At 64.4% G+C, this 12099-nt stretch carries 8 protein-coding genes; 6 read left to right on the forward strand and 2 right to left on the reverse strand.

Features of this window, described 5'->3' with window-relative positions:
• Positions 1-2 precede the first annotated feature (2 nt).
• From ATE70_RS03955 to ATE70_RS03965, 3 genes are all read left to right on the forward strand, one after another.
• Positions 3-1556 (forward strand): carboxylesterase/lipase family protein, encoded by a 1554-nt coding sequence (locus tag ATE70_RS03955; protein WP_058536650.1) that lies wholly within the window; start codon positions 3-5, stop codon positions 1554-1556.
• Positions 1557-1574: 18 nt separating this feature from the next.
• Entirely contained in the window at positions 1575-3185 is a 1611-nt protein-coding gene (locus ATE70_RS03960; protein WP_058799876.1) for a carboxylesterase/lipase family protein, read from the forward strand.
• A gap of 735 nt (positions 3186-3920) precedes the next feature.
• Complete coding sequence (locus ATE70_RS03965) at positions 3921-5561, forward strand: hypothetical protein (RefSeq protein WP_058536652.1); 1641 nt, start codon at positions 3921-3923, stop codon at positions 5559-5561.
• Between the two features lie 145 nt (positions 5562-5706).
• Here the strand turns inward: ATE70_RS03965 and ATE70_RS03970 are convergent, their stop codons facing one another.
• Entirely contained in the window at positions 5707-7251 is a 1545-nt protein-coding gene (locus ATE70_RS03970; RefSeq protein WP_197411384.1) for a serine hydrolase, read from the reverse strand.
• A 473-nt stretch (positions 7252-7724) separates the two neighbouring features.
• Between ATE70_RS03970 and ATE70_RS03975 the strand changes: the two genes are divergently transcribed.
• On the forward strand, positions 7725-8885 hold the full coding sequence (locus ATE70_RS03975) for an aminotransferase class I/II-fold pyridoxal phosphate-dependent enzyme (RefSeq protein ID WP_058536983.1): 1161 nt from the start codon (positions 7725-7727) through the stop codon (positions 8883-8885).
• A gap of 100 nt (positions 8886-8985) precedes the next feature.
• Here ATE70_RS03975 and ATE70_RS03980 read toward each other — a convergent pair whose 3' ends face one another.
• Positions 8986-9465: an Lrp/AsnC family transcriptional regulator gene (locus ATE70_RS03980; protein ID WP_058536654.1), complete on the reverse strand. Its 480-nt coding sequence runs from the start codon at positions 9463-9465 to the stop codon at positions 8986-8988.
• 94 nt (positions 9466-9559) lie between these two features.
• Between ATE70_RS03980 and ATE70_RS03985 the strand changes: the two genes are divergently transcribed.
• Both ATE70_RS03985 and fahA read left to right on the forward strand, forming a co-directional pair.
• The gene (locus ATE70_RS03985) at positions 9560-10789 is read left to right on the forward strand and encodes an amino acid aminotransferase (RefSeq protein ID WP_058536655.1); all 1230 of its coding nucleotides are present in this window, start codon (positions 9560-9562) and stop codon (positions 10787-10789) included.
• A complete protein-coding gene (gene fahA, locus ATE70_RS03990) occupies positions 10786-12087 on the forward strand; it encodes a fumarylacetoacetase (protein WP_058536656.1) in 1302 nt (433 codons plus the stop codon). Before ATE70_RS03985 ends, fahA begins: the two co-directional genes overlap by 4 nt.
• Positions 12088-12099: the final 12 nt, after the last annotated feature.

The raw sequence follows: 12099 nt of genomic DNA on the forward strand, positions 1-12099 counted from the left end.
CAATGCGGATATTCCCCACCGTCGCGCTCGCGCTGGCGCTCGTTTCTCCCGCGATGGCGGCCGACACCGCGCCGCAGCCGGTCGTCGACACGCGTAGCGGTGCCGTGCAGGGCGTCGCCGAAGGCCAGAGCATCGCCTATCGGGGGATTCCCTATGCCCTGCCCCCCGTCGGCGATCTGCGCTGGCGCGCGCCGCAGCCCGCCGATCGCTGGACCCAGGTTCGCGTCGCCGACCAGTACGGCCCCGATTGCATGCAGATTCCCTTCAAGGCCGATGCCGCGCCGCTGGGGGTGAAGCCGTCCGAGGACTGCCTCTATCTCAACGTCTGGACCCCGGCCGAACGGTCGCGCAAGAAACGCCCGGTGATGGTCTGGATCTATGGCGGCGGTTTCGTCAACGGCGGCAGCTCGCCGCCGGTCTATACGGGCCGGTCTTTTGCCGAATCGGATGTGGTTTTCGTCAGCTTCAACTACCGGCTCGGCCGTTTCGGCTTTTTCGCCCACCCGGCCCTCAAGCGCGAAGCCGCTGGCGCGCCGACGGGCAATTATGCGATCCTCGACCAGATCGCGGCGCTGAAATGGGTGCAGGAAAATATCGCGGCCTTCGGCGGCGATCCCGGCAACGTCACCATTTTCGGTGAATCGGCCGGCGGCATGTCGGTACACGCGCTGACGACGACCCCGCTTGCGAAGGGACTGTTTCACAAGGCGATCTCCATGTCGGGCGGCGGGCGCGATCTGATGGGCCCGCTGCGCACCGCGACCGAGGCCGAAGCGATCGGCGCCGGCTTTGCGCGGGCAAAGGGGATAGAGGGCGATGAGGCCGGCGCACTCGCAGCGCTTCGCGCCCTGCCGGCCGACAGCGTGATGAGCGGGCTCAACCTGATGAGCCTGTTCGGCGCGAAGGATTTCACCCCGCTCTATGCCGACGGACAGATCGTGCGCCGGTCGATCGATGCGGCCTATGCCGCCGGCGACGGCGCAAAGATTCCGATGGTCATCGGCGCGAACGATGCCGACGGCTTCTTCTTCGGCGGGGGTGTCGATCAGGCCTATGCCCCGCTGGCAGCGGTGCGGGCAGAGGCCGAGCCGGTCTATGACCCCGAAGCGCGCAAGGACGCGATGCGCATCGGCATCGCGGTTTCGGCCGACACGATGTTCCTCGAACCCGCGCGGCACGTCGCCCGGATCATCGCGGGGCGCGGGCAGCCCGTCTTCACCTACCGCTTCGGCTATGTGCCCGAATATCTGCGCGCCAAGATGCCGGGCGCCTTTCATGCCAGCGAATTGCCCTTTTTCTTCGGCACCGTCGACGCCCGGCACGGCGCCGCGACATCGCCCGCCGATCGCGCGGCGGCGCGGCTGGTACAGGATTATTGGGTCAATTTCGCAAAGACCGGCGTGCCCTCGGCAACGGACGGCGGGCACTGGTCGCCCGGCGGCGTGGCTGCCGACACCATCATGACCTTCGACGCGGCCGGCGCCCGCGAAGGTCCCGACCCGATCCGCTCGCGGCTCGACTTCGTCGAGCGCGTCGTGGCCGCCAGAGCGCCCTGACCGGTGCGCCCGATTCCGATGCGCTTTCTGTCGCGTCTCGCCGCCCTGACCGGCGCTCTCTTGTTCGCGCCGCCCGTGGCGGCGCAAGAGGTGGTGGCGAAGGTTGAAAGCGGCGAGATCGGCGGAACCGTCGACAACGGCGTCGTTCGCTTCCTCGGCGTCCCCTATGCCGCGCCGCCCGTCGGCGAACGGCGCTGGGCCGCCCCCGAAGCGCCGCCGCCGTGGTCCGGGCGGCGCGATGCGAAGGCGCATGGCCCCGGCTGCGTCCAGACAATCACCCCCGGCGGCTTCGGTCCGTGGACCCGCGAATATGTCGCGCCGGCCCCGGTTTCGGAGGATTGCCTCACCCTCAACATCTGGGCGCCGGCGGAGCATGACGGCCGGCCGCTGCCGGTGATGATATGGATTCACGGCGGCGCCTTCATGTCGGGGTCGAATGCGGTTCCGATCTATGACGGCGCGGCGCTGGCGCGGCAGGGCATCATTGTCGTGTCGATCAACTATCGCCTGGGCGTCTTCGGCTTTGCCGCCTTTCGCGACCTCGCGGGCGATCCCGGCGGCGGCGCCAATTTCGGGTTGCAGGACATATTGGCGGCGCTGCGCTGGACGCAGCGCAATATCGCCGGCTTTGGGGGCGATCCCGGACAGGTGACGATCGCCGGTCAGTCGGCAGGTGCCATAGCCGTCCATATGCTGCTCCTCTCGCCGAAAGCGGACGGCCTGTTCGCGCGCGCGATCGCACAAAGCGGCATTGTCGAAACCCCGCTCCCTGATCGCATCGAAGCCGACCGCCGCGGCGCCGACCTGCTCGCCCGCGCGAGGCTCCCCGGTATCGCAGCGCTGCGGCACCTGCCGGCGGATCGGGTGATGGCGCTGCTCGAAACCGGCCCGCTCGCCGGCGCTGGAGATGTCGGCGGCATGCCGCTGCTCGGCCCGGTCGTCGACGGATCGATCCTGCCCGGACAGGTTGCCGCGATGGAAGCGGAGGGCCGGCGGCGCGCCGTGCCGGTGATGGTCGGGCTGAACGCCGACGAAGGCGTGTTGAGCCCCGGTTATTTCCGCGCGGCGCCTGCGGATGTGCGTGCGCTCGCCGCCCGGATCGCGGGCGACGCCGGCGCCGATGCACTACTGGCGGACATCCCGCTCGATAGCGAGATGACGGCGCTCGCCGCGCGCCGGCAACTGACCCGCCTGTACGGCCTTGCATCGCTTGTCGACTGGGCGCGCATGCACCACGCCCCCGCCTTTGCCTATTATTACACCCATCCCGAACCGGGCCCGGGACAGGAGATGTTCGGCGCGTTCCACTCGGCCGAAATGCCCTACACTTTCAATTCGTTGAGAACCTCGCCCGACCGCCCCTTCACGGAATACGACCGCTCGGTTGCTGCTACCATGTCGCAACTATGGGCAACTTTCGTGAAGCGCGGCGACCCCAACGGCCCGGGTTTGCCACAATGGCCGGAGTTCGCGAACAGGTCAGGCGGCGTGATGGAACTGGGCGCACATTTTGCGCCATACCGAACCGAGGAGCAGAAGCTGCACCTTGTGCTTGGCAGATTCGCCATTGGCCCGGGACGGTCAATCTTCGGCATCGAAAGCTTCGTGGAAACGTCACGGGACCGATGATTCGACAAAGGTGCGCGTTCAAATCGACTTACGGCATTTGTCCGCGAAAGGCCTGAGGCTAAGGTGCCGATCGTGAAAGCGCCGAGGCTCGAATGTAGCCGAATGTCTTCGAATTTGAGATTTGGTCGAATCGGGAATTTTTTCTTTGAATTTCAAAAGCTTATTTTTTTGCGGACCGCTGCTCGGTCATTCCGGACCAAATATTTTTTGTCCATTATTTTTCAGTTTGTTATGTCTAATTGAACAATTGAGTGGGAGTGGCCGTATCAATCGATATCAATCGACTACAATCGGTGGGAGCACTTCGATTGCTCCACTATCCCACCTCAGCCGCCTTAAGCATCGGTAATAACTAACAATCCGACGAAACCCGCTTCACTCTGTCGGTTCGACGGGCGCAGTTCTGCGTTGGCGGATTTTGGGTGCGGGCGCCACCTTCGCGCGACCTTCCAAGCTGCTTTGGCGACGCTCTGCGATCCAAGCTTCGATCTCCTCCAAATCCCACACATCGCGGCGTGAGATTGAATCGACGCGGACCGGAATCGTCCCTCTTCCCGGCAGTTTCATTGATCCTGATTGGACAGCGACTAACTTCCCGTGCCGTTGTCGTTTCGGTTCACTTAAATGCCTCGCGCTCGACTTTTTCCCGATTGCCGCCCTCCACAATCCAAATTAGACATCGCTTCACCGCTGGGCGCCAAGCACTTGCGGAACAGGGGTTGGGGGCTGCACCGAATGAACGCGATCTTCGCCCGAGCGGGGCTAGTTGCGCTTGCGCTTGGGATCACCGTGTCCGCCCATGCGGGCGTGTCGGAGGATTTCTCCGAATGCGACGGGCTTAAGAAACCCAAGAGCAGCGACGACGGGATGCGGGGCGAGGCGACTTTCCCCTCCTACCGCTTCAGCGGTCGCGATGCGCCCAGCCAGACGCTGGCCGCGTGCGACCGCGTGCTAGAGAGCGGGAAACTCCTGCCCGAGCAGACACTGCGCCGCGCCCATGTGATGCGCGCCCGCGCTGCCGCGAAGCTGGAGCTCGGGGATGCCGCCGGTGCGCTCGCCGATATCGATGCCGCTCAAGAGGCTGGTAAGGCCTACGCCGGCGATTTCTTTTACGATCGCAGCATGGGCGTCTCGCTCGATCTGCTGCGCGCTCTTGCCCTGAACGAGACGGGCGAGCGCAAAGCTGCGCTGGCGCTGGCTGAAGCGGCGGCGGCCAAGCGCACCTATGCGCTCGAGGTGCAGCGTGTCGCAGGCATGCTCCGCGCCGCCAATGGTGACAAGCCGGCCGATCCGACGATCTGGCAGGGCCTCGCCCGCATCGATCCAGCTACTCGGGGCATTTTCTCGCAGCTCGCGTCCCAGTCCGGCGATCTCGCCGAACTGGCGGCCTCGGCTGGGACGCCCTCTGTAGCCATGCCCGAAGCGCCTTCGCTCAAGGCGATTATGACCAATGGCGGGAATATCGCGCCGCTACTGTCCGAGTGGTCGGCCCCCGTCAGAGGGGCAATGACCAAGGCCTATGCGCTTGCCGCCCATGGCCAGCCTGCAGCCGCCCGTGCCTGGGTAGAGGCGACCCGCGCGGCGCTCGACGCCGCCCGTCCGGCAGGGAATTCACAGGGCGAGGCGGGCAAGCAGGCTCCCAAGGATATCGTTACCCTGTTAGTCGAAATGGCGCGTGCCGAACATTTCAAACCGTTGGCCGATCTGGTCGACGCCCGCATTGCCATCGCCGAGGGCCGGCTCGCCGATGCCGCCGCCGCGCTTCAGGGCAAGCAATTGCGCGCGACCCCGGTGACGGAAGAATTCCACGCCGCCTATGCCGCCGCGCGTAGCGCCAGCGCCCTGAGCGCACCCGATTTGCCTCCGCTGGGGCCCGCTGCCAAACGCGGTCCGGCGCGTCTCTCCGGAATGGCGGACGATCTTCTGATCCGCCCCGAATCGCAACGCAAGCTGATCGACTACGAAAAATCGCGCCCGAATATTCTCGGCGCGCTGGTCGGCGCGGCGTTTTCGATGGGCACAACGTTGCTCGGGGGGATCGACCGCACGGCGGGATTCCGTTCGACCCCGAACGATGACGGTTCGATCAAGGTCGAATATACCGGTAATACCACCTCCGGACCGGTGGTTCAGGAAATGACTCTACTACGGGCGGCCGAACTCGCGCGCGAGGCGGGCAAGTCGCATTTTCACGTCGTCGGGCGGAACGATTACCAGCGTTATCTTACTCAGACGATGAACGGCGTGCCGATGAACCGGACGCTGACTGGCTATAAGACCGAACTGACCATCCGCCTGCTGGGCGAAGGCGAAGCCGACGCGCTCGACGCCGTCGCTGTAATCGATGCGCTGGGGCCGGTCTATTACGAAAGCTGAGCGTGGGTGCAGGACCGGGCTCAACCGCGCAGGCAAGAGCAGCACAAGGGCTCCAGAACTGGCCGGTAGCGGCCAGCCTGCTTATTGGCTTAGGAGATCATAAGCTGTCATCAAAGGTGGAAGATGGGCAGCCCTTCAAGAACGCCTATTCGCGTGCAAATATGTCGCCGCCGAGTTCCAGAGTGGCAATCTCTCCATCCGGAGCGAAGGTGAACCCGACGGAGGTCTGACCGGTTATACTCCTCTGGCCAGGGCTATCCCACTGCGCCTTGAACATATCGTTGCGATCATGGTTGAGCACCGCTGTCGCCTGCGGACGTGCGAGCTTGAGCTTGCCGTCGGCCAGCGTGATTGCAATCTCACCGAGCAGGTCGCTCGAGTAGGTTCCGACATAGCGATCGAGCGGCAGTCGCGCGGGCGCAATCGTCACTGAACCCGACGTCGCCGCTGCCTTTTCACGCGCAATCCGGACCGCGTCATCGCTCTCCTGCTTCATGACAGCGCTGTGATCGGTCGCAGGACCGCCAAGGAAGGCATCCAGCACTCGCAGTTCCACGGCCGTAGCCAGCTTTGTGCGCAGGCCGTTGGTCAGCACAACCACGCCGAGCTTTCTTTCCGGTATCATCGCGACCATGCTCTGCATCCCATCGATCGCGCCGGAATGCTGGACAATCTTTTGACCGCGATATTCCTGCATGCCCCAGCCAAGGCCGTATTCACTGAACTTGAAGAGTGCGTCGGTTCCTCCGCGCGGGACGATCTGACCGCTATGCATTTCCGTCAGCGTCGTGGAGGCGATCAGCCGCTTACCCTCGAACGTGCCGCCGCCTAGTTGCAGGCGCACCCACTGCGCCATGTCGCGCGCACTGGAGTTGATCACGCCGGCGCCGCCGACATTGTCGATCATGCGATATTCGACCGGCGTCGCCTTGCCGTCCAGCAGCGCATGCGGGGTGGCAACGTTGGCCAGCCCCTTGAGGGCAGTGACACTGGTGTTGGTGCGGCGCATGCCCAGCGGCTCGAAGATGCGGCCGGCGATGAACTGGTCATAGCTGGTGCCGGTCACCGCGGAGACTATCTCGCCCGCCACGATGAACATCTCGTTCTGATACTGATACTGGTTACGGAAGCCGAGCGTCTCGGTCTGGAAGCGTAACCGCCGCATGATTTCCCGGCGGTCGAACCCCGATCCATACCAGAGCCCGCCGTTGGTAACGACGCCGGTACGATGCGACAGCAGATCGCGTACCGTCACGTGGCGGGTGACATAGGGGTCGTGAAGTTCGAACGACGGCATATAATCGTGCACCGCGCCGTCCCATTCGATCTTCTTATCATCGACCAGCATGCCGAGCGCCGCGGCGGTGAAAGCCTTGGTCGCCGATCCGATCGCGAAGACCGTATCGGCGTCGACCTTGCCGGGCTTGCCTGCTTCGCGGACACCGAAACCTCTGGAATACACAATCCGGTCATCCCTGACGATGGCGATGGACAGGCCGGGTACGTGCCACGCTTTCCGGGCGCTCTCGATATAAGCGTCGAGGCCGCCGAGCGCTTCTGCCGTCGTGGGTGATACCTCGGGCGCTGGAACAGGCGTCTCCGCAACGGTCTGTGCGAATGCGGGACTGGCGAGCAGGACCAGACTCAGGGCGGGCAGGACGACATATTTCAATCGCTTACACGAGATCATGATGCATTCCCTTTTCGCCAAACAGAAGTTTCTAAACGGAGAATATTTTCGCATTTGGACATAATTGCCCCGAGAAAAAATTGTCAACGACTTCCCGCCAGCGCCTTCAGGAATTCGAACCAGCGCGGCCTGAGAGATTTGGTTTTCCGGGAAATTGGCAAGAACTTACGCTTGCGAGCCCCTTGCGATGGGCGTGCCCGTCTGCGTTCAGGCCATTTGGTGAAATCGGGACGAGCGGACATCGGAGAATCCACACCCGATATGATAGTTGCTCCCTTGAAGCTTCGCTATCTCGCTATGACCTATCAAGGAACCAGTATGGACAGTCGGTGCGCTCGTCGGCACCGTCTGATCACGCTACGCAGGCACCCGCGCATCCGGTCGGCAAAAGAAGCAGCGTTGGATAATTATGCCGGTGTCCCTATCAGCCCGGCGTGAAGCATTCGTCGATAGTCAAGTGGAGCAAGTTTTTCATGCCGGTCGAGATCGATCCCTTTCACGCCATCGCCATAAGCCGTCTCGCGCATCAGCTGCGAGCCGAGGGGCGGTCCGTGATTCATATGGAGTTCGGCCAACCCTCGACCGGTGCTCCGGCAGCAGCGATCGAGACCGCGCACCACATCCTCGACAAGGATGGCATGGGCTATTGGGAAAGTCCGGGGCTCAAGGCGCGTATCGCGGCACATTATGGCGAAGCCTACGGGGTGTCCGTCAATCCGGAACAGGTCATCCTCACGTGCGGCGCTTCGCCCGCCTTCGTCCTCGCACTCTCCTGCCTGTTTTCGCCTGGCGCGAGGGTCGCCTTGGCTCGGCCCGGTTATGTTGCCTACAGAAACACCCTGAAGGCGCTGCATCTCGAGCCGGTCGAACTCGCCTGCGGCGAAGCCGAGCGGTTCCAGATCACGGCCGACGCAGTCGAACGAATGGAGCCGGCGCCGGATGGACTGATCGTCGCGAGCCCTGCCAACCCCACCGGCACGATCATCCCGCCCGAGGAGCTTCGGGCGCTGGCGGCCGTCTGCGAGCGCCGTGGCATCGCTCTCGTGTCGGACGAAATCTATCACGGGCTGAGCTATACGCTGCCCGCCGAATCCATGCTGCAGCACGCGCCGGGCGCGCTGGTCGTCAACAGCTTCTCCAAATATTTCAGCATGGCGGGCTGGCGCCTTGGATGGCTCATCGTTCCCGAAAGCCTGATCGACGCCGCGCGCGCGCGAATGGGCAATCTGTTCCTGACGCCGCCCTCGCTCGCCCAGCACGCCGGCCTGATAGCGTTTGACTGCCGCGACGAACTCGAAGGCCATATCCATACCTATGCGCGCAATCGCGAACTCCTGCTCCAGGCCCTTCCGAACATGGGTCTTCGGCGCATCGCGCCCCCCGACGGGGCTTTCTATATCTATGCGGATGTCGGCCATCTCACGAATGACAGCCTCTCCTTCTGCGAAGCCTTGTTGCGCGATACGGGTGTCGCCGTGGCTCCGGGACTCGATTTCGATCCGGTCGATGGCAACAGTTTCATACGCCTCAGCTTCGCCGTCTCGACCGACCTCGTCGAAGAAGCGATCCGGCGCATCGAACCATGGTTGACCGCCAGAGCGATCAGCGGTGCAGCCGCTCCTCTCGTCGAATGAGGCTCATACCAATCGAAGCCGGGAACGAGAGCGCCGCAGATGACCGTCGGAGCCCATAGAAATAGCCATTTCCCGAGGATGGTTGGGTATGGACAGACAATCATTCGCCCGGAAGCGGAACGGCTGTCTGATATTTGACCGCCCTGAGTGCGAAGTGCGACGCAGCCCCGGCGACCGCTTCATTTCTGAGCAGCCTTTGCATCAGAAACGCTTCGTAGTCGGCGACATCGGTTGCGACGACGCGCACCTGATAATCCCACTCGCCCGACATCGACAGGCATTCCATGATGCGATCCTGGTCCCGGACAAAATTTTCGAACATCGCGGTATGTTCGGCCGAATGGCTCTTGAGCCGGATATTGCAGAGGACGTTGACGCTCTGTCCGACCCGTGCCGCGTCGACGAGCCACACATTTTTCGTCAGCACGCCGGCGGCCTCAAGCGCTCTGACGCGGCGCCAGCACGACGGGCCCGTGCTTCCCACCCGCTCGGCAAGCTCGCCGTTGCTCTGCGCGCCATCGCGCTGCAATTCGCCGAGGATGCGACGGTCGAGCGAGTCGAGTTTGACAATTTCTTTCATAATTCTGACATTATCTGAAATAGATTCACTTTCAAACATGCTATTTCCTCCAGTTTGAGAAGATTTTTCGCCGATTTATTGCGATATCTCGCGCATGAAACTCGACACCCTGCCCGCCCGCGCCATCTCGACCAGCCTGCCGTTCGATACGCTGGCTGCGCAGCCCGCCGACGCGTTGCTGAGCCTCATCGCGCTGTACCGCGCGGATGATCGGCCGCAGAAAATCGACCTCGGTGTCGGCGTGTTTCGCAACGATGCGGGTGACACACCCGTGATGCGCGCGGTGAAGGCGGCCGAGGCGGTGCTGCTCGAGACGCAGGTCACCAAATCCTATCTCGGGGCCGAAGGCGACACCGCCTACACCGCGCTGCTCGCGGAGATCGTCTTCGGCGACCGGACGGCGGGCGAACGATTGAACGGCGTTCAGACGCCCGGCGGCACCGGCGCGCTTCGCCTGGGCGCCGAGCTTCTCGCGCGTGCGGGCCGCGAAGCGCAGGTCTGGATCGGCACCCCGACATGGCCCAACCATGCCCCCATCTTTGCCGAAGCGGGACTGTCGACGCGGAGCCACCGTTTCCAGGACGCGGCGTCGGGCTGCATCGATTTTGAGGCGATGCTGGACGACCTAGCCGATGCGCATCCCGGCGACATCCTGTTGCTGCATGGCTGTTGTCACAACCCGACCGGAAGCGCCTTTACCTCAGAGCAATGGCGCGCCGTAGCCGATCTGTGCGCGGCGCGCGGGCTGATTCCCTTCGTCGACCTCGCCTATCAGGGGCTGGGTGACGGGCTGGACGAGGATGCGGCGGCGACGCGGATGATCTTCGAAGCGCTGCCCACCGCGCTCGTCGCCTATAGCTGCGACAAGAATTTCGGCCTCTATCGCGAACGCGTCGGCGCGCTGTGGGTCCTGTCGGCGACCAACGCGATCGCCGACCGCGTCCGCACCAATATGCTCTCGCTCGCGCGCAGCCTCTGGTCGATGCCGCCCGATCATGGCGCCGCGATCGTCCGGACGATCCTTGAGAATGACGCGCTGCGCGCCGACTGGCGGGACGATCTCGACACAATGCGCGCGCGCCTGAACGGCCTCCGCGCGGCGCTCGCCGCAACGCATCCGCGTCTGGCGGCGATCGCGGACCAGCGCGGCATGTTCGCGATGCTGCCGCTATCGCCCGAAGCCGTCGCGGCGCTGCGCGAAGAGCATGGCATATACATGGCCGGGAACGGGCGCATCAACATCGCGGGCCTGCGCGCCGACACGGTGCCGGTTTTTGCGCAGGCGCTCCGGCCGCACCTCGAAGCCCTGAACGGCCACGCGTGACCCGCCCGCACATCGACGCGACGCACGATCCGGCGCGGACGAGCTGGGTCGAATCGGCGAACGGCCATCGCGACTTTCCGGTCCAGAACCTGCCTTACGGGATTTTTGCGCCCGCGGACCGCGACCCGCGCCCCGGCGTCGCCATCGGCGACAAGATACTGGACCTTCGCGCCGCAGCGGCCGCCGGCTTGCTGCCCGCGCGCGCCGCGTTCGCTTGCGACGGCGACACGCTCAACGCGATGATGGCGCTCGCGCCGGCCGATCGCCGCACGCTGCGCGAACGGCTGAGCGCAATGCTGTCGGATCCCATGCGGGAGGCCGAGCTGGCGCCGATGCTGCATGAGGCAGCAAGCTGCGCGATGCACCTTCCCGCCCGGATCGGCGACTACACCGACTTTTATGTCGGCATCCATCATGCGAACAATGTCGGGCGGCAGTTCCGGCCCGACAATCCGCTGCTCCCCAATTATAAATATGTGCCGATCGGCTATCATGGGCGCGCGTCGTCTGTGCGCCCCTCGGGCGAACCCGTCGTGCGCCCGCGCGGCCAGCGCAAACCGCCCGAGGCCGACGCCCCGATTTTCGAGCCGACGCAGCGGCTCGACTATGAACTCGAGCTTGGCGTGTGGATCGGCGAAGGCAATGCGCTGGGCGCACCGATCCCGATCGGCGAAGCGGCGCGGCATATCGCGGGGTTGTCGCTGTTCAACGACTGGTCGGCGCGCGATTTCCAGGCGTGGGAGTATCAGCCGCTCGGCCCCTTCCTCGCCAAGAATTTCCATTCGACCATCGCGCCGTGGGTGATCACGACCGAGGCGCTAGCGCCCTTTCGTATCGCGCAGCCACCGCGGCCCGAGGGTGACCCCGCGCCGCTGCCCTATCTTTGGGATGCCGACGATCAGGCGCATGGCGCGCTCGGCGTCACGCTCGAGGTTCTTCTTCTCACCGCCGGCATGCGTGCGGCAGGCGCCGAGCCCTTTCGCCTGAGCCGCGGCCCGGCGACGAGCATGTACTGGACGATCGCGCAGATCGTCGCGCATCACGCGTCGAACGGCTGCAACCTGAACCCCGGCGACCTGCTCGGCACGGGGACGATCTCGGCCCAGGGCCGCGAGGGGTTCGGCAGCCTGCTCGAACTGACGACCGGCGGGTCGGAGCCCATCCAGCTGCCCAATGGCGAACGACGCGGTTTCCTCGAGGACGGCGACGAGATCATCATGCGCGCGAGCGCCGCAGCGGACGGTTTCGTACCGATCGGTTTCGGCGAATGCCGCGCGGTCATCCTTCCCGCACGCTGATCGCCGTCCCGC

The organism is Sphingopyxis sp. H053 (assembly GCF_001468225.1).
Classification (GTDB): Bacteria; Pseudomonadota; Alphaproteobacteria; order Sphingomonadales; family Sphingomonadaceae; genus Sphingopyxis.